This is a genomic window from Thermodesulfobacteriota bacterium, from assembly GCA_034189135.1.
GTDB lineage: Bacteria > Desulfobacterota > Desulfobacteria > Desulfobacterales > JAUWMJ01 > JAUWMJ01.
Genome location: JAXHVO010000051.1, coordinates 1 through 19,457, shown reverse-complemented (window position 1 = coordinate 19,457; position 19,457 = coordinate 1). Strand labels below are relative to the sequence as shown.

The 19,457-nt window shown below is 46.3% G+C and carries 16 protein-coding genes; 11 read left to right on the top strand and 5 right to left on the bottom strand.

Annotated features, from left to right (window positions below):
• Positions 1-11: 11 nt before the first annotated feature.
• The 5 genes from SWH54_07210 to SWH54_07190 form a co-directional block, all read right to left on the bottom strand.
• Positions 12-1,067, bottom strand: a complete 1,056-nt coding sequence (locus SWH54_07210) for an XdhC family protein (GenBank protein MDY6791039.1) — start codon at positions 1,065-1,067, stop codon at positions 12-14.
• Between the two features lie 293 nt (positions 1,068-1,360).
• The gene (locus tag SWH54_07205; GenBank protein MDY6791038.1) at positions 1,361-4,084 is read right to left on the bottom strand and encodes a molybdopterin cofactor-binding domain-containing protein; all 2,724 of its coding nucleotides are present in this window, start codon (positions 4,082-4,084) and stop codon (positions 1,361-1,363) included.
• A 235-nt stretch (positions 4,085-4,319) separates the two neighbouring features.
• Positions 4,320-5,345 (bottom strand): molybdopterin-binding protein, encoded by a 1,026-nt coding sequence (locus SWH54_07200; protein MDY6791037.1) that lies wholly within the window; start codon positions 5,343-5,345, stop codon positions 4,320-4,322.
• A gap of 30 nt (positions 5,346-5,375) precedes the next feature.
• Positions 5,376-6,293 carry a DUF169 domain-containing protein gene (locus SWH54_07195; protein MDY6791036.1) on the bottom strand — a complete coding sequence of 306 codons (918 nt, stop codon included), beginning with the start codon at positions 6,291-6,293 and terminating at the stop codon, positions 5,376-5,378.
• Positions 6,294-6,420: 127 nt separating this feature from the next.
• Positions 6,421-6,573: a hypothetical protein gene (locus tag SWH54_07190; GenBank protein ID MDY6791035.1), complete on the bottom strand. Its 153-nt coding sequence runs from the start codon at positions 6,571-6,573 to the stop codon at positions 6,421-6,423.
• Between the two features lie 419 nt (positions 6,574-6,992).
• On the opposite strand from SWH54_07190, the gene SWH54_07185 reads away from it, so the two are divergent.
• The 11 genes from SWH54_07185 to wtpA all read left to right on the top strand — a co-directional run bounded on the left by SWH54_07185 (position 6,993) and on the right by wtpA (position 19,097).
• Positions 6,993-7,775, top strand: coding sequence for a hypothetical protein (locus SWH54_07185; GenBank protein MDY6791034.1), 783 nt, complete (start codon positions 6,993-6,995; stop codon positions 7,773-7,775).
• 250 nt (positions 7,776-8,025) lie between these two features.
• Complete coding sequence (gene cobC, locus SWH54_07180) at positions 8,026-8,652, top strand: alpha-ribazole phosphatase (protein ID MDY6791033.1); 627 nt, start codon at positions 8,026-8,028, stop codon at positions 8,650-8,652.
• Between the two features lie 17 nt (positions 8,653-8,669).
• Positions 8,670-9,551, top strand: a complete 882-nt coding sequence (locus SWH54_07175) for a xanthine dehydrogenase family protein subunit M (GenBank protein MDY6791032.1) — start codon at positions 8,670-8,672, stop codon at positions 9,549-9,551.
• Between the two features lie 11 nt (positions 9,552-9,562).
• Positions 9,563-10,012, top strand: coding sequence for a (2Fe-2S)-binding protein (locus SWH54_07170; protein ID MDY6791031.1), 450 nt, complete (start codon positions 9,563-9,565; stop codon positions 10,010-10,012).
• Between the two features lie 245 nt (positions 10,013-10,257).
• Positions 10,258-12,630 (top strand): molybdopterin cofactor-binding domain-containing protein, encoded by a 2,373-nt coding sequence (locus SWH54_07165; protein ID MDY6791030.1) that lies wholly within the window; start codon positions 10,258-10,260, stop codon positions 12,628-12,630.
• Between the two features lie 218 nt (positions 12,631-12,848).
• Entirely contained in the window at positions 12,849-13,727 is an 879-nt protein-coding gene (locus SWH54_07160) for a substrate-binding domain-containing protein (protein ID MDY6791029.1), read from the top strand.
• A gap of 589 nt (positions 13,728-14,316) precedes the next feature.
• Positions 14,317-15,279, top strand: coding sequence for a helix-turn-helix transcriptional regulator (locus SWH54_07155; GenBank protein ID MDY6791028.1), 963 nt, complete (start codon positions 14,317-14,319; stop codon positions 15,277-15,279).
• A gap of 3 nt (positions 15,280-15,282) precedes the next feature.
• Complete coding sequence (locus SWH54_07150; GenBank protein MDY6791027.1) at positions 15,283-16,188, top strand: substrate-binding domain-containing protein; 906 nt, start codon at positions 15,283-15,285, stop codon at positions 16,186-16,188.
• A gap of 115 nt (positions 16,189-16,303) precedes the next feature.
• Positions 16,304-16,999, top strand: a complete 696-nt coding sequence (locus SWH54_07145) for an ABC transporter permease (protein MDY6791026.1) — start codon at positions 16,304-16,306, stop codon at positions 16,997-16,999.
• Between the two features lie 4 nt (positions 17,000-17,003).
• Positions 17,004-18,008 carry an ATP-binding cassette domain-containing protein gene (locus SWH54_07140; GenBank protein MDY6791025.1) on the top strand — a complete coding sequence of 335 codons (1,005 nt, stop codon included), beginning with the start codon at positions 17,004-17,006 and terminating at the stop codon, positions 18,006-18,008.
• 99 nt (positions 18,009-18,107) lie between these two features.
• A complete protein-coding gene (gene wtpA, locus SWH54_07135) occupies positions 18,108-19,097 on the top strand; it encodes a tungstate ABC transporter substrate-binding protein WtpA (GenBank protein MDY6791024.1) in 990 nt (329 codons plus the stop codon).
• Positions 19,098-19,457 lie beyond the last annotated feature (360 nt).

The following is a 19,457-nucleotide window of genomic DNA, read 5'->3' as shown; positions in this document are numbered from 1 at the left end:
ACTTTAGTCACTTAAATCCTGGTGTATCCGGCAGCACGTGCATGGATCAACTCCGCCACAATGCTGACGGCAATCTCCTCAGGAGTTTGTGCTTTGATGGGAAGCCCTATAGGACAGTGAACCCGTTCCAAATCCCCGGCCGAAACACCCTCATCTTGCAGGGCTTTATAAATGGCATCCCGTTTCTTGGTGGAACCGATCATGCCGACATAGCCGGCAGGCGTGCCGAGTACCTGACGCAGCACAGTCTTGTCGTGGCTATGGCCGTGCGTGAGGATCACCATATAAGCGACTTCATCTATTTCCAGCCCTTCAATAGCATGTTCAAAGGTTGGCAGTACCTTGACGTCATCGGCTGTTACAAAGCGGCTGTGATTTGCAAATTCATGACGATCATCAAGGATGACGGTTTGAAAGTGCACATTTTTTGCAAGGATGGCAACCTGCAAGGAAACATGGCCGGCGCCAAAAAGATAAACCGTTGTTGCTGCTGCATGTGGTTCGATGAAAAAACGACTGTTGTCAACTTCCCGCAGGACAGGGGTCAAGCCCCGGGTCATGGCTGAATCGATTTCCGTTTTCAGGCTGTCCTGTATAACAGCCGTCCCCACAATCGACCAGTCTTTTCGAATCAAAGCCCGCCTGACTCTGCATGTTTCAGCACTTGATACAAGCATTTCAGTAACAAGAACGCTTTTGCAGCGCTGGGCGAGTTCATGCAGCAGGCTCTCAAAGACATGGAGCGTATCCTCATCCGGAACGCAGGGTTCGATCAGGATTTCCATTTGACCGCCACAGATCATGTCCATGTTGTCAGTAATCTCGGAGGTCATGTCGAACGTTCTTATTGCGGCGTCATTGGTTCCGAACATTTCCCCGGCCGTCTTAATTACTTTTGCTTCGATGATACCTCCACCGATGGTGCCAAGGATTTCGCCGTCCGGAAGGATGATCATACGGGTGCCCGCCGTTCTCGGGGTCGATCCCGTCTGACTCAACACCGTTGCCATAATCAGGAGCTGCTCCTGATCAAGAATTCGATGGACGCTGGCAATCCATTTGTTCATGACCACTCACCTCCCAGTTGTCAATAATGGTTTTTATTGATTTATTACCTTTTTTTACAGTACGGCTAAATGCAAAGGCGAACAAAGAGTCATGGTCTTGGTCCGCCTCTGCTTGTGCATCTAACCTCAATAGGTACGAGGTAATTTTCGCCGATCAAGCCCGCAGCTTAACCTACTGTTTATACCTGATCTTTATACACACTTAACACCGTGCCATGATAATTATCAGTTTTGTAAGTACTTTTTCTAAACCGCAGAATACTCCTGTGTCATGTGTGTGCATTGGCCAACTTTTACCCCTTAGCCTTCAATCCTGCCAGAACCTTTTCAGGAAGGGCCGGCAGCTGTGCAATTCTCACCCCGGTTGCATTATTAATTGCGTTGATAACAGCAACATGAGACGAAGTCAGGGGCAGTTCACCCACACCGGCTGCACCAAAGGGGCCGTTTTCCCGCTCCGTTTCCGTGTAATGGATATCAAAGGCATCCGGGATGTCCTTGATGTACGGCAGGCCGCATGCAATCATATTCGTATGCTTGGATAGATCTTCAAAATCCTCAGACAGGGCCAGGCCGATGCCCTGGGCCACTCCACCGTAGATCTGCCCATCCACTGCGAGCTTGTTGTTGATTTTACCAACGTCGGCCATAACCGTGTACTTGTCTACCTGTGTTTTGCCGGTGGCCGTGTCCACAGTTACTTCCGCCATGAAAACACCGTACATGTATGCGGAGAAAGGCGAGCCCTGCCCGTTTTCGTCACAGGGTGTACACATGGAGGCTGTCCATGAGCCTGAATATTTCAGAGGAATGTTTTCCGCCTTCATTTCATCAAACGTTCTGTAAGTGCCGTCCGGTTTGCGCATTGCATTCAACAGCATCTCACACCCATTCTTGATGGCATTACCGGTAACAACCTGCTGCCGGCTGCCACCGGAAGGTCCGCTGTTGGGGGCAATAGCCGTGTCGTTCATTTCCAGCTTGATTTGATCCGGCTGGATGCCAAGAGGCCGAAGGGCTTCATGACAGGTGCCAAGCGCTCCAATATCAGCTCCCTGGCCATGATCTTCCCAGGAATTTCTGAGCACGACACCATCCGGCAGTAATTCCACCTCGGCTTCGGATGCATCGGGACCATCCAGGCCGCAGCCATATATTCCAATGGAGACGCCTATTCCCTTTTTATTTTCAGGAGTTGATTCTTTTTGGGTCCGTTTAAGAGCCTCTTTGTACATTGGCCGCAGCTTATCAATCATTTCCGTCAGGCTGAATGCATCAGGAGTCTGGCCGGTGGGCGTCGTGTCGCCGTTTTTATAAACATTCAGGTAACGTAGCTCAAGAGGGTCTTTACCCGTTTTGGCTGCAAGTTCGTCCATCAGGCTTTCGGAAGCAAAGAAACTCTGCGGAGAACCATAGGCACGGAATGCAGAACCCCAGGCGTGGTTAGTGCAGACTGTCCTGCCCAGGCCCCGGATGTTCGGTATGCCGTAACCTGCGCCGATGAATTGGGCGCCTCGGAGCGTAAGCAGATCACCGAATTCCGAATAGGGTCCGTGGTCCACGCTCCAGTCACTCTCCATTGCAATAAGTTTGCCATTCTCATCTGCGCCGTATTTCAGTTTGACAAAAAATGGTGACCGCTTGCCTGTGTATGTGATGTGCTGAAAATAATCGTATTCCAGGGTTACCGGTTTTCCGGTAGCCATGGCGGCCACACCCAAAAGTGCTTCCATTGTCGGGCTGAACTTGTAACCAAAGGTGCCGCCTGAAGGATTCTGAACAAGTCTGAGTTTTTCCGGTTCAATTCCCAGGCCGGGACAAATCATTCCATGATGGAGAAATAAAGCGATACTTTTCGAATGGATGGTCAGCCGTTCTTCTTCGTCAAAGTAGGCCAATCCGACATCGGGCTCTATGGTCAAGTGCGGTTGCCTCTGGAGATAATAATCATTTTCGACCACACACGCAGCTGAGTCCATGAGCGGTTTGGTTTCTTCGCCCTTGGCCAGCTTTTGCTCAAAGTAAACATTTGGCGTTCCCGGATGGATTTCCAGGGCGTCTTCGGCCATAGCTGCAGGAGCGCTCATGTAGGCAGGGAGCTCTTCCAGTTTGACCTTGACCTTATCTGCCGCCGCCCTTGCATGACCTTCAGTATCTGCGGCAACGATGGCAATGGCATCTCCGAATTGAAAGACTTTTTCATCGCACAAAATCGGTCTGTCCCAACCGTCTCCTTTGTTGGTGGGAAAGGTAATAAGGCCGGTAATCCGGTTCTTTCCTTTAACGTCCTTATGGATAATGACTTTTTCAACTCCGGGCATTTTTTCCGCTTCGGAAGTGTCGATGGAGAGAATGTTCGCATGGGAAACCTGGGCCTGAACCAAAGCAAGACGCAATGTCTCAGAAGGCATCTTTTGGGCCAGGTCGGCGCCATAGTCCAAAGTGCCGGTAACTTTAGCAATTGCTGATGGTCTTGGATAGCTTGTCCCCCATATTCTACCGTCCGCAGGCAGCTTAAATGCCAGCTCGTCTTCCGCAATTTCTCCTCTAATTACTCTGGCCGCATCCATTACCGCATCTACAAGGGGTTTATAACCAGTGCAACGGCAGGCATTGCGGTGCTTTTGAAACCAGTCCCTGACCTGCTGACGTGTGGGATTTGGATTTTTATCCAACAGTACCTTACTTGAAACAATGAATCCTGGAGTACAGAAGCCGCATTGGGAGCCGCCGTGTACTACCCAGGCCAGTTGAACGGGGTGCAGTTTTTCCGCTGTTCCGATACCTTCTATTGTTGTGATACTGGCACCCTCTGAGACCTTTTTCATTTTGGTGATGCAGGATCGCACTACCTTGCCATCCAATATTACCGAACACGATCCGCATTGCCCTTCACCACAGCCGACTTTTGTACCAGTCAGTTTTAACTGTTCCCGCAGTACATCGGATAGGAGCATCTCAGGCTCAATTACCATCATTCGTGTTGTTCCATTGATGTTAAGAGTCTTTTTAATCATAGGTCTTCTCCTTTTCTAAGAAGGGTTATAAACAAAGTAACCACTCAGTTTGTTTAGTCTGAAGACAGTTAGCAAAAGGCTGAACGTAGCGCACATGGAATTTTTGTTATTGTAACTGTTTTGTCCCCGAAAAAAATATTAGTCCTTTTTCCATTCAGCCTTCAGTCTAAACACCTTCAACCTGACCACGAGAGTAGTCATTAAACAAAAACAGCCGGTGCTGCCCTGTTGGTGATCAATTGCCTTTACCGAATCCGCAAACAGGATAGCGGCAGGTCGGGCAACTCGCGCAAAAACCGCCATGTCCCAGTGCGGTAATGTCCGAACGCGTTAAAGTTTCTCCGGCTAAAATCCGTGGAACTATCAAGTCGAAAATGCTGGCCTTGTAATACATGACACAGCCGGGTAGCCCAACAATGGGAATATCAGCTAAATAGGCCAGCATGAACATGGCGCCCGGGAAAGTCGGTGCGCCATATGTAATAACCTTTCCCCCTGTGGCGCGGATGGAAGCCGGTGTCTGGTCATCGGGATCTACGGACATGCCCCCTGTTACTACGACCAGTTCGGCGCCGCCATGTACAGAGTCCATGATTGCGCCCACTGTCATGTCGACATCATCCGAAACAAAGACCTGATTGATCACAGAGCTGCCCAGCTCAGCGAATTTGTTTTGAACCACCGGCCCGAATTCGTCTTCAATCCTTCCATGGAACACTTCACTGCCGGTTGTAACAACTCCGACCGTATAATGTTTGAAAGGTTTTACTTCAATAACTGGATAATGCTCGCTGCAAAGATCTTCGACTTTTTTTATTTTATCTTCACCGGTAACAAGTGGGACGATGCGGGTGCCTGCTATGGCTTGCTTTCTATTAACGCTTTGATTTGTGTGCATAGTGGCAAACACAATTTCTTCAACTTCGTTGACCTGCTGCAATGCCCCGGCATTGACCTTCAAAAGGCCGAAGATTCCGGCCTTGAGATTGACCCGACCTTCTGAAGGCTCCGTAAAAATAATCCCATTGCCGGAAGCCGCCCTTGCAATTCTGGCTGCGGCCTCATCTTCATGGACATACCCTGGTTTTAAATCGAAGGCGTAAACATGTTCTTTTCCCATATTTAGAAGTACTGGGATATCTTCCTCATTGATGATGTGGCCTTTTTTTAGTGCCCTGCCTTTAAATTTGCCGGGAACAATACGGGTAACATCATGCCGCAACACCATACCCAAAGCCTCTTGAACCGGAACCGTTTGCACTATTACTCCTCCATTTTGTATAATTTTCCTCTATTCTTTTTCCTCCTTCGGTTTTTTGAAGACTATGAAGCTGCAAAGCTTACATATGTCAAAGCCGGGATAGGTTTCGCCTGTGCGTGGAAAGGAAACGCCTCCGTCTCGCACAATTCTTTCCAGCATCCAATGAACTGTCGGTTCAATCTGATCACCAGGCCAAATCCAATTGATTTCACCCTGTTCTGTCTTGCCGGCGGTTTTGCTGCTGCTGCACATTGGAGTGATGTTCGGTTCTTTTGTTACGTAGCACTGAACACATCCATGGCATACCGAGGAATTCATGGTCATGACCATTTTAAAAGGGTGTCTATCATTAGCCGCACACCAGTCATTTCCTAAATGGTACGCCTGCAAAACATCGCTCATCCCGTGGATAAGATCCGGCTCATAGGGAGCTTTATGTAAAGGAGCGGTTGCAAAGGCCAGCAAATCTCCAGACAGTCTTTTTTTGGTTTTTACAAATATTTCTGCCTGTTCCCAACTTTTAGTGTATTTCAGATGGCTTTTTATTTCTCCGTCATCAAGTTCTTTCCATCCCATTACAAACTTTGCATTTGTACAACCGGATTTGTCTTGAGTTCCAAGCAAAATGTCTCCTCGTTGTCTGGATGAAGCTACAAAATGGCAAAACGTATATGGACGGAACGCTACTTTGTAGTCTACATTTTTTTTGAAATCCTCTAATTCATCTTTCGAGAAAAAATATTTAACTGCTACTGGGTAATATTTCATTTTCAAAAAATTTCGCAGACTAAACACTATGTCTGCATTGCTGAGTTTTCCACCATTTTGGTTTGCATTTTCGAGAAGACTCTTGGCAAGCTCAACATCGTCCAAATATGTGCCTGTATCTATACCCATGACTTTCTCGTTACCTGATTCAACATCTTGAGCGGTTTCTGCATCTAACATATTAATACCTCCTGATTCTGATGAATTCGTAAAAAACGAATTCATCAGGTTTTAAGTGTTAAGTTTTAGGTTAATACTCTTCACAAAACCAAACAGGTACCCTCAGATCCCTGCGGATAGTTGAACACTATTCAACAGATAGTTGCAGATCTGTAATGGTAAAAATCATCCCCCCTTTCGTTTTCTCTGAGATTCTGCCTTTAGATTTACCGGAAACAATACGGGTGACGTCATGCCTTAACAGCATTCCTAAAATATTCTGAACCGGAACCGTTTGCATTCAGTTCTCCATTTCGTCTGGTTTGCTAATTAAAATTCAATACAGGTCATTTTAGGTAGTTATTGGTACTTTTAGGCTGGATTATGGCAATAACACTCAATTTAGATTTTAATCTTGACAAATAGCACCTAAAATTGCTTATATCAATAATGGCATAGCCCGGTTTATAAGATAGGAAAAATCAGATGTCAAACAATAAATTGACAACCATGAAAAAAGTGGATGGTTAGTAAGTAGCGGAAGGCATGCTATACGGTTAATGTGCCATAATCTTGTCCGAATATGTCAAACATGACAGGTCTTATCCGAAACTTATGGTCAGGTTTTATTGTTAGATATTCTTTTCAGCGTATCTCAATTATTAATAACCAAATAGTTAAACATTAAGAAACACGTTCACAAGAATAGGGGGAAATGATTTGCAATTACTTTCAAATGCGAATGCAATCGAATACTCAAAGAAGGGTGCTGCTCTGACGGAACCGGATGCATCATTTAGACGGTTGAATAATGCTCTAGATAAAGTGGCAGTACCGTATGTGGTGAATGAGAGCCGGATTGAAGAGTGGCTGGATGAGCTGGAAATGCAAAACGACGAGAAAAATCCGGCCTATTGGCTTCTTTTAGTCAGGTTAAATGAACTGGCCCTTTTATGTGCCGGCAACTATGCTGACAACTGTGAATTTTCAGCGGCCGGCGACCTGTTGTTGAACCCAAGGAAAATTAAGGTGCATTTTAATGATACGAAGCCGTCGGTAATTAAAAAACGCCACTGCAGTTTGTCCAAGCAGTTCGGGAAGGAAGGACAACCCAGAGAATATGTTCTTCAACGACTTGCCGACAAAGCAACAATTGAGACCAAACGGCCCCCACTTTTGCCGCAGCTTTTTAGAAAGATGCAATACTCGGGACGGGTATCTTTATCTTACCTTGATCTGGCCAACACACGAATGAAGCGAATAGCGGAAACCATAGGCTTTCTATCAAGCTGGCAGATATTTGACGCCACAGATTTGTACCGGCGGATTTCCGGGGCAACGCCTGAAGCCAGAGGTTTCGTCGAATCCAATCTGTGCCGGTTCAAAAACGATTTGTTCTTTGATGTTGGAAACGATGTTCGTCGGGTTGCGAGCGATCCAAAATATCGAAGCGATTTCCTTGCATATTTTTCTTTTGAATTTCCCAATGCAATGTGTTGCTAACATCTTAAAGTGACTGCACAAAGATTATTTGTAGCCGTTCACGGTTCAGAGGTTCACCGTTCAGGGTTGCGTTTTTTCGTTGCTTCTGCCCTTCGGTCAAGGTGAATTAATCTCATTTTAATTGAGTACCTTGTATCTTGCTCGGTCGCAAGTCGCATTGTGCGTATGAAAGGTGATATTACAGATTAAGCGTCTCTGTTTTTGAAAACCTTTGAACCCTGAACCATTGAACCTGTGAACGGATACAGAAATGACCACACTATATCTGCTACGCCATGGCGCGATTGAAGGAAATGACGAAAAACGGTTTGTCGGGCAGATTGATCCGCCTCTCAGCGAAAAGGGACGGCAACAGGCAAAAACGTGGCACCAGCGATTGAAAGACGACGAATTTTCCATGGTCTTGTGCAGCGATTTGCAGCGCGCCCGTGAAACCGCAGCACTTGTGTGCCTGGGCTGGCGGGATACAGTCCGGATGTCGGCAGATCTTCGCGAAATCCATTTGGGCGAGTGGGACGGTGTCGCTATGGCACAAATCAGAAAGCAGTTTCCTGAACTGTGGCGGGCCCGAGGTGAAGATTTCGGGGGTTTTCGTCCGCCTGGTGGTGAGAGTTTTGCCGATCTTCAGCAACGGGTAGTACCGGTTGTTGAAAATATCACCAACCAGACTAAAGGAAAGGTGCTGCTCATTACCCATGCAGGGGTCATTCGTGTGCTTTTGTGCCACGTCTTGCAAATGCCACTGTCTATCCTGTTCCAGATTCACCTGGATTACGGTGCGTTGACCATTATCGAATATAAAAATTATACCCCGCAGGTTAAGGCTGTGAATCTTGGACCGGTTAACATAGCTTTTATCAAAATCATCAACCTTTAAACGTGAATCAGGAGAGTATGATGCTTTTACCTAAATTTGATTTTCATGAGCCGGTTACGGTAGAGGAAGTATGCCAGATTTTGGCGGAACTTGGCACAAAGGCCAGTGTCATTGCCGGTGGTACTGATTTGTTGGTTAATATGAAAAAGGCGACCGTATCACCGGAACATCTGGTTTCTATATCAAGAATTGATGAATTGAAAGAGATAGACTCTTCAAACGGCATGGTAAAAATTGGCGCCTGTTTTACAGTTGCGGAGATTGCTGAATCGGATAAAATCAAAGAAAAGCTGAGTGCTCTTGGTAAAGGAGCAGGAAACCTCGGTTCACCCCTTGTCAGGAACCTTGCAACCATAGGAGGAAACATAGGCTCTGCAAGACCAGCAGCGGATCTTCCTCCGTCACTTATGGCATACGGCTCAAAGGTTGTCCTGAAATGCAGCACAGGGGACAGGCAGGTGTCTATGGATGATTTCTTTCTTGGTCCCGGACTTACAGCCCTAAAACCTGGTGAAATCATAACGGAGATCATAGTGAATACTCCTCCCCCGCATGCCGGTGCAGGCTATATAAACCTCGGCGTCCGAAAGGCTCAGGACTGCAACCTTGTCAATGTATCCTCATTTATTTCACTTGATGATCAAGATGTTATTGCGGACGCAAGGATAGTTATGGGCTGTGTCGGCCCTAAACATTTAAGAGCTCCTTTGGCTGAACATATCCTTATTGGAGAAAAACCTTCGAAAGAAATCTTTGAAAAAGCAGGCGATGCGGCCAGTCAAGACAGCACCCCCATAGATGATTTCAGAGGGACGGCCAGGTATAAAAAGGCCATGGTCAGTGTTTTGACAAAAAGAACGCTGAGTATCGCTTTGAAAGAAGCAAACGAGGATGGATAAAGGGAAAAATTATGAAGAAACTCATTAATCTGACAATTAACGGCAAGGGATATGAGATAGCGGTCGAATTGAATACAACTCTGGTTGACCTGCTTCGGCATGAACTCGGTTTGACGGGAACAAAAAAGGGATGTGAACTGGGCGACTGTGGCTCATGCACGGTAATTATGGACGGAAAGCCTGTTAACTCATGTCTCGTCCTTGCCGTTTCTGCAAACGGCAGAACCATTTTGACCATTGAAGGAGTTGAAACAGATAACGGTCTCGATCCTCTTCAAAAGTCCTTTGTTGAAAAAGGCGCCATTCAATGCGGATTCTGCACTTCGGGGATGATTCTTTCAGCCAAAAGTCTTTTGGAAAAAGATCCGAATCCAAGCGATTCCCAGATTCGAAGCGCAATATCGGGAAATCTATGCAGATGCACAGGATATCAGAAGATAATCGAAGCCATAAAATCTTAAAAAAAGGTAACCGTTCTCAGGTTCAGGGTTAAGGGCAAAGAAGGCATTGAAGACCCAAAGTCTTCGTTGAATATTGTCATTTTCCAAAGTAATCGCAAATTTGGCTCCAAATTTTGGATTAGGCCTGTAGAAGATGACGTTTTTCTTATAAATACACGTTTCAAATGCAGTCCGAAAACAAAAATGGAACCTTGAACCTCTGAACCTTTGAACCCGTGAACGCCTACAAAAAAAGGAATAGCTATATGAGCAGATACAATGTAATCAACAGCCGGCTGCCAAGAGTCGATACACCTGATAAAGCATCGGGGCGCGGAGTATTCATAGACGACATGAGTATGCCCGGTATGATCTTCGGTGCGCTTTTACAAAGTCCTCTTGCCCATGCAAAAATCCTTAATATCGATACCTCAGTGGCTGAAAGTCTTCCAGGCGTCAAAGCGGTTGTTACGGCAAAAGATGCCGGCCTGGTGAAATACGGGGTAAGCCCTGCCCGGTATGATGAAACCCTGTTTTGTCATGACAAAGTCCGCTATGTAGGGGATGAGATTGCAGCGGTCGTCGCCATTGACCTCGAAACTGCTCAGAAGGCAATATCGCTCATCGATGTAGATTATGAAGAACTTCCCGCAGTATTTACCATAGAGGAAGCGCTGGCCGAAGGAGCACCTTTATTACATGAAGATTACCCCGGCAACATTTGTGCCGAAGTCCATCATGAATTCGGAGATGTGGAAACGGCATTCGCTCAATGCGACCTGATTAAAACAACCACGTTTAAAAACAAACGCCAGGACGGGGCCTTTATAGAGCCTCCCGGCTGTATCGCTGATTATGATCTGGCCGGGCGACTCACCCTGCACAGCTCCACCCAGTCTCCGCACTATATTCAGCGCACCATAGCAATGGTACTTGGGCTTCCTGTGGGAAAGATAAGAGTTGTTAAACCTTATGTCGGCGGTGGGTTTGGTATCAAGGCTTCTGCAAATGCCCAGGAACTTGCCGCATGCCTTCTTTCAATGAAAACAGGTAAACCGGTTAAAATGATTTACTCCAGGGAGCAGGTTTTTATGCTGTGTCGGGCCAGGCATCAGTTCACCCATAAACTGACCACAGGCGTAAAAAAAGACGGCACGCTAATGGCCCTTGAACATGAATGTTACCTCGACGGCGGTGCATATTCGAGCTTCGGCATTGCCACTGTATATTACGCAGGATCATTGCTCGGCGGGCCATACAGACTTCCTAATATGAAATATGATGGGTACAGGATATATAATAATAAACCTGCATGCGGCGCTCAGAGAGGGCACGGCGGTGTGATTGCAAGGGCCGCCTGGGAGCAGCAACTTGATATGATAGCAGAAGAACTTAAAATGAACCCCATAGAGCTGAGGCTGAAAAACATGATGGTGACCGGCGATACCACGTGTAATGATTTGAATATGAGCAGCCTGGGTATGAGGGAATGTATCGAGGCTGTAAAGGAAGGCTCCGGATGGGATGCAAAAAAGGGCAACCTTCCGAAGGGCAAAGGGATCGGAATGGCTTGCGGCTTTTTTGTATCCGGTGCGGGATACCCTATCTACAGGTCGGAAACTTATCACTGTACCGTTGTGGTAAAGCTTACCGAGGACGGCGGCACTGTATTGGTATATACAGCCTCTGCTGAAATCGGACAGGGTTCGGACACTACTTTTGCCATGATTGTTGCCGAAGCCCTGGGAGTTCCTCTCGAATACGTTCGCATTGCCTCAGGTGATACAGATATGGGCGTTGACCTGGGAGCCTACTCAAGCCGTCAGACACTTATGACAGGCCATGCCGCCAGGGAGGCTGCTGAAAATGTAAGACAGAAAGTACTGGAAATTCTGTCGGATGAATTGAATGTTCCGGTTGGAGATATGAATATTGAAAACGGACTGATAGTTTTCAGGAAAAAAGGTATCGATTTCAGCGAACTGCGGGAGCGCTATATTAGTGAGCACAAGGGATGGACAGATAACCAGGAAACAGGGCCACTCACATTTAAAGAAGCATCCAGGATCGCCTTTCTGGCAAAAGGTTCCATTGTGGGGACAGGAAAATACAGGCCTACTCAACTTGGCGGAAATTTTAAGGGTGCGGCCGTCGGCACTTCACCGGCGTACGGATGTTCGGCCCAGGTTGTCGAAGTGGATGTTGATCTTGAAACCGGACAGGTTACTATCGAAAAGATGACCGACGCACACGACTGCGGCTTTGCCATCAACAAAACTTCGGTGGAAGGCCAGATGGAAGGATCCCTTTCAATGGGAATGGGCGAGGCGATGTTTGAAGAAGTAAAGTTTGATGAAAAGGGCAAGGTAATCAATTCAGACTTGGCTGAGTACAAACTGGTAACCTCCCTGGATATGCCGCCGGTAAAAACCATTATCATAGAATCCAATGAACCAAACGGCCCATACGGTGCAAAAGAGGTAGGGGAAGGGGCAATCATGCCCACAATTCCTGCGATTTTGAATGCCGTTTATGATGCCATCGGTGTCAGGATTTATGAACTCCCCTTGACGCCGGAACGTGTCTACATGGCAATTAATGCCGGCAAGTTGTCAATATCAATAAAAGAAAATTTATAAAAAAGATATGCATTTATACAAAATGTTAGTTTTGGTAAGTAACGGTTAGTTAGTGGAGCTTGTGGTACTTTTAGAAATAGGTATTGACACCAAATTACTTTACATCATAATATTATTATTTTTTAGAATCCGTTGAACCGCTGGGAGGCTACGACCCAAAATTCTCGCGGAAAAATGGTTTTTCCGCGACAATAACAAATTTAAAAGGAGAACATAACATGAGAAAAAATCTTATCAAATTTGTTGTGCTGTTTATGGTTTTGTTACTTTCCGTTTGTCATGTCTATGCAGGAAAGTCTGATGCACAAAAATATAACGCTGTCTATGGATCAGCCGGTCCAGCTATGACGGTTGCAACAGGAAGTCCCGGTGCACTGGGTCTTTTAAAGGCGTTGGCGGATCCATTCTGCAGCGCAAACCATTGCCGAATCAATTGGACTAAAAAGGGTAGCGGGGCATCACTAAAGGCCATGAAAGCAGGTAGGGTTGACATGGTTATGGTGCACGCGCCGGCAGCCGAAAAAAAGGCAGTCAAGGATGGTTGGGCGACGATGAGAACACTTCTCGGCAGCAATGAATTCTACATTGTTGGTCCTGAATCTGACCCTGCGGGGATCAGTCAGGCCAAATCCGCCGCAGAGGCGTATGCCATGATTTCCAATGCAGAGGCCAATTTCTATTCCCGCGGGGACAATTCAGGCACCCATAAAAAGGAGATGAAAATCTGGAAGCTTACAGGGATTAAGCCTGTGGGAAGCTGGTATAAAGTCACCGGTGATTTCATGGGGCCGACGCTTTTGCGAGCCGATAAGGAAATGGGGTATTTCATGACCGATTCAAGTACTTTTTACGCCAAGCAGTCAAAAATTAAAAATCTAAAAATCCTGTTCAAGGGTGACCCTATTCTGGTCAATGTTTACCACGCATTGGTCGCTGCTCCGGAAAAGTATCCTCAGGCAAATTATGGTCTTGCTGCCAGATTTATAAAGTTTTCAAGTTCTCCGGCAGGCCAAAAAATTTACAAAGAGTATGGCAAAACCAAATTCGGCACGCCACTTTATAACGACGCGGAATATGCCAAAAAATGGGTAAAGTAGAATCAATATTCCTTTTATTTAAGGCTAGGGAAAATGTATCAACCGGCAAAAGTGACCGGCGAATTTTCAAGCCCCAAACAGGTGTTTCCCCGTTCTGATTTTCGTCTTCTTTACCTATCGGGACTTGCTGTGATGGTTATATTGAGGGGTCGAGGAGTTTTTAAATTTCTACTCAGATCGTCCGGAGAAGCGCTCATTTGCCCGTATCAGCCGTAACAATGATTTCGAGAAACCGGCATACGGTCCGCCTAGGCGGACTGAGATTCGATTTGAACCAGCCCCAAGGAAAAGAACCCCACGGCAGCGTTGATCGTTTCTGCCTGTATGGATTTAACTGAGAAGATAGGGGGCGTGTACAGGGTGATGGACATATTTGTTAAGGCCGATACGGGCAAATGGGCGCTTCTCCCTATGAACCACTAACAAATATTAAAGCTCAAACAGTTCATAAAAAAGGCTATTGATAAGAAACTCCCCGACCCTTAAGTTATATTAAGTTGTTATTAGTATTTTATTTGCTATTAACGATTTACTATTGACTAATAATAACATATATGCTTCATTTCTTTCTAAAAGGAGATAGCATAATATGGAGAAAAAAACTTTACTCAACACCAAGCAGGCAGCGCAATTTTTAAACATCAACGAAAAGATGGTCTACACCCTTATTTCCGAAAAGGGTTTGCCGGCCACTAAAGTAACGGGCAAGTGGCTTTTTCCCAAACATCTCATTGAACAGTGGCTGGAAAGCCAGACCATAAATTTTCCTAAAACCCAACCTCCCTTGCCCCCTTACCATGGACTGCTGATCATATCCGGAAGCAACGATTTGCTGCTGGACAGGACTATTTCTCTTTTTAACCGCCTTCATCCTGATCATCTGGCTGTTTTCGGAAATGTCGGCAGCATGGGAGGAATCAAAGCACTGAGCCGACAACTTTGTCATGTGGCGGCCAGCCATCTTTTACAGGAAGACGAACAGGAATATAACTTTGACTTTATCACCCAGGAAGTTGGAGGCGAAGCCCCGGTGCTGGTAAACTTCTGTCGCAGGCAGCAAGGGTTTATTGTGGCCAAGGGAAATCCTAAGTCGATTTCCCGTGTTTCTGATCTGGGCCAAGCGAAAATCAAAATCGCAAATCGTCCTCAGGGAACCGGCACAAGACTGCTCCTTGATAAGGAGCTGGAGAAGGCCGGTCTGGATGGCACCAACATCGCAGGATACCAGCGGGAGTTTCGCAGCCATCTGGACGTGGCCATGGAAGTGCTTTCGGGACGTGCAGACGCAGCACCCGCCATTCAAACTGTGGCAGGACTGTTGGGTCTTGATTTTGTTCCTCTTCGCTGGGAGCGATACGACCTTCTTGTTTCCAAGGAGCATTTCTTTGAACAGGGGGTTCAGCTTTTTCTGGGTCTTCTGCATGAAGCCCAATTTCGCCAGACAGTGAAAAATCTGGAAGGCTACGATTTGAGTTTATGTGGAAAAATGGTCTTTCCGGAACAAGCAGAAGAAGCGAAACCCAAAGAACCGAAAAAAAGTGAAAAGGAGTAAGTGATGAAAAAAAATATGGCATGGATGATCACTGCGGTTTTAATGACGTGCATGGTTCCCGGAGTAACCATGGGGGCGGATAAGCTGCTGACAATGTCCACCACCACCAGTACGGAAAATTCCGGACTGTTGAATGTATTGTTGCCTCAATTGGAAAAGGATACCGGTATTCGGGTGAAGGTCATTGCCAAGGGAACCGGGGCAGCAATCAGAGACGGAATGGATGGAAATGTGGATATCATTTTTGTGCATGCAAAAAGCAGGGAAGAAAAATTCGTCAAAGACGGTTACGGTGCCTATCGATTGGGAGTCATGCATAATGATTTTGTGATTGTCGGCCCACATTCAGATCCTGCTGGAATTAAAGACAAACGTTCTGCTGCTGAGGCGTTAAAAGCAGTTGGAAAAGGCAAGATCAGGTTTATCTCCCGTGGGGATGACAGTGGCACACACACCAAAGAACAGGCGCTGTGGAAAGGTACCGGATTATCATTAAAGACAGTGACCAGTGAAATCATAAAAAAGGGAAAAAAACGGAAAGTCTCCTTTCAGCATCCGGCCGGACTGGGAAAATGGTATCTTTCAATTGGACAGGGCATGGGCAAAACCCTGACATACGCCGAAGAAAAGCAGGCCTATACCCTCGTTGACCGCGGAACATACCTAAAGTATAAGTTCGGTCGAAAACAGGGCCTTGATCTGGAGATCCTGTGCGAAGGGGACCCTGAGCTTTTTAACCCTTATGGGATTATTCCGGTGAATCCCAAGAAATATTCCCATGTTAAGTTTAAACTGGCCGACCGGTTTGCCAAATGGCTGGTGTCGCCAAAAGTTCAAGGCATCATCGCCGGGTATAAAATCCAGGGAAAACAGGCCTTCTTTCCGGATGCGGTCCCCGGTGCAAAATAGCTGCCCGGCGACATCATATCGACCATTTTTTGTCTATTTCAGCCGGCATGTCGTTTTCACGTTGAAAGGTGATGGGATGAGTTGCGGGTGGTAAAAACCGGAAATAATCAGTCGTATGGATTTTCTTATTGATAGCTTTCTGTCAGCGTTACTGCTGATCTGCTCCATGGACCATGAACTGCTGGTGATTGTTCAGGTCTCTTTGAAGGTGAGTGCCATATCCACACTTATTGCCGGCATGGTGGGGGTTCCGGCAGGATTTTTAATCGCATATCGGTCGTTTTATGGAAAACGACTGGTGATTACGGTGCTCAATACTTTGTTGGCCATGCCCACGGTGGTCATCGGTCTTTTTGTTTATGCTTTTATCTCCAGAAAGGGAATCTTCGGGGCATTTGACCTCCTTTACACCCAAAAGGCGATCATTATCGGGCAGATCATTCTGATCATCCCCATTGTCACCACCTTTACCATCGCTGCCATCAGCCGAATCGACGACCGGTACCGTAAAACGGCTTTGACTCTAGGAGCCAGCGTTTTTCAAACGGCCCTTATTGTTATTCGAGAAGCCCGCTTCGGAATCGTGGCTTCGATCATCATTGCCTTTGGCAGGGTCATTGCCGAGGTGGGGATCAGCATGATGCTGGGCGGAAATGCCAAGGGTTTTACGCGGACCATGACCACCGCAATGGCCCTGGAATACGACAAGGGAGAGTTTATTTTGAGTGTCGCGCTGGGAATCGTACTCCTTATGGTCAGTTTCGTAATGAATGTCTTTTTTAATTATTTTCAGGGGAAAGCAAGAGTGTAGACCCGTGTTGTATGAATTGAACAACCTGATAAAAACCTATGGTCACAGAACGGTTTTGAACCTTGAACGGCTCCGTCTGGAGAAGAACAAAGTTCTCGGGCTGTTGGGACCCAACGGAGCGGGAAAGACCACCCTTTTGGAGATCATGGCTTTTCTTATCAGGCCCAGTGCCGGTGATCTGTGGTTTAAAAAAAAACGGGCAAATTTTGCCACGGGCAAGCTGATGGACCTGCGTCGGCAGGTGGTCCTGATCCAGCAACAGCCTCTGTTGTTTACCACCACCGTCTTTAAGAACGTGGCATATCCACTTAAGATACGAAAAACACCCCGGGCAAAACGCGAAAGCATCGTTAAAGAACTTCTGGACCTGGTGGGAATGGGAATGTTCAGGCATGCAAATGCCCATAAACTCTCGGGTGGGGAGACGCACCGGGTGGCCATCGCCCAGGCCCTTGCCTGTTTTCCCGAAGTGATTCTTATGGATGAACCCACGGCCAGTGTGGATGTGGAAAATCAGATTAATATTGAGCGTATCATCAAAGAAATTAACCGGGAAAAAGGAATTTCGGTTATTTTTACCACCCATGATATGATTCAAGCCTCAAGGCTGGCAGATGAAACCCTGTTTCTGTATGAAGGAAAGGTGGCACAATCCATCTACGAAAACATCTTTAGCGGCTATATCGAGGTCGATCCTAAAGGATACAAATACTGTGTATTAAACAAAGGTTTGAAGCTGCGCGTGTCTTCCCCGAAGTCAGGGCCCATTCGGATATCGATTGATCCCAGAGCGATAAAGCTCAACCAAAAGGAAAGCTCATCTATGCCCAACAGTTTCCCCGGAACCCTTTTACAGCTTGCGGATGAACATACCCAGGTGCGGGCATTGGTTGACATGGGAATACCCATGAGTGTTTTGATCCCTAAAGAGGTGTTTAAGCGCCTTGATTTGCACCTGGGAGAGAAAGTCCGGCTTTACTGCCCGGAAGAGAGTATTGGCGTTTTTTAGCGCCCGGATGGTGCTGAAAAATATGATGGCAATAACTTGTATTTGTGAGGAAAAATGGTTTTCCCCACCCAATCAAAAACAAACGCAAAGGAGTAAAGGATGAAAAAATGTAACAACTTGTTTAGCTGTGTACTTGTGATTGGTTTTTTGGTCTCAGGGATTATTTTCCCGTTTTCTGCCGGTGCCGAACCGCAGGGTAACCTCATCATTTTTCATGCAGGCAGCCTCACGGTTCCTCTGGCTAAAATGGAAAAAATTTTTGAGGCCAAATATCCCAAAGTTGATATACTTCGAGAGGGAGGCGGCAGCACAAAGATGGCACGTATGATTTCGGAACTTAACAAACCTGCCGATATAATGGGTTCGGCTGATTATAAAATCATTGATAAAGCCCTGATCCCCAAGCATGCCGACTGGAATGTTCGCTTTGCCACCAACCAGCTTGTTCTATGCTACACGGGAAAAAGTCGTTTTGCCCGGGAAGTAAGCTCGGATAACTGGTATAATATTTTAGGGCGAAAAGGTGTTATCTGGGGACATTCCGATCCCAATCTTGACCCTTGTGGTTACCGCAGTCTCATGGTATTGCAGCTTGCGGAAAAATACTACAATCAACCCGGGCTGTATGATAAATTGATTGCCAATCGTCCTAAAAAAAACGTAAGGCCTAAATCGGTGGAACTGGTTTCTTTGTTGAAAACCGGAAACATGGATTACGCCTGGGAATATCTTTCCGTGGCAGTTCAGCACGATTTGAAATTTATCAAACTTCCTGACAATATCAACCTCGGCAATTACAAATATGACGCATTTTATAAACAGGCCAAGGTTAAAGTCACCGGAAAAAAGCCGGGAACATGGATGACCAGAACGGGGAAATCGTGTACCTACGGACTTACATTGCTTAAAAATGCAAAGAATAGGGAAGCGGCGGTTGCCTTTCTTAAATTTCTCATGAGTCCCAACGGCGGACTTAAAATCCTAAAGGATATGGGACAACCTCCTTTCATTCCCTGTCGCGTCGCTTCGGATAAGGCAAGATCCCAGTTACCGCCATCTTTGCGAAACCTGGTTGAAGTAAAAAATTAGAAAGTAAAAAATTTGTTTATCACCTCGAAGCTCACAGAGAACACAGAGATTAAAGTGTTTTATGGTAACTACTTGCGTCGTCAGGTTCAAGCTGTTTAGACCGAAGGCTGAAGGGGTTAAAAGAACAAAATAGCCGCATTTGGGCGGGATGTGATTGTTGCATCAAAAATGACTTTAAAATGTGCTTTTCCCCTAACAGTCTTCAACCTTCAGCCTATCCACCTGAATAGTTACGTTTTATTAACTAGTGTCGATCCATAAATAGACAAATTTACTACTGAACGACAGGTCAAAATAAGATGCCGGTTCAGAATAGTACAAAGTCGGGATCGAATTCGTTCCGAAAATGAGCATATGCTC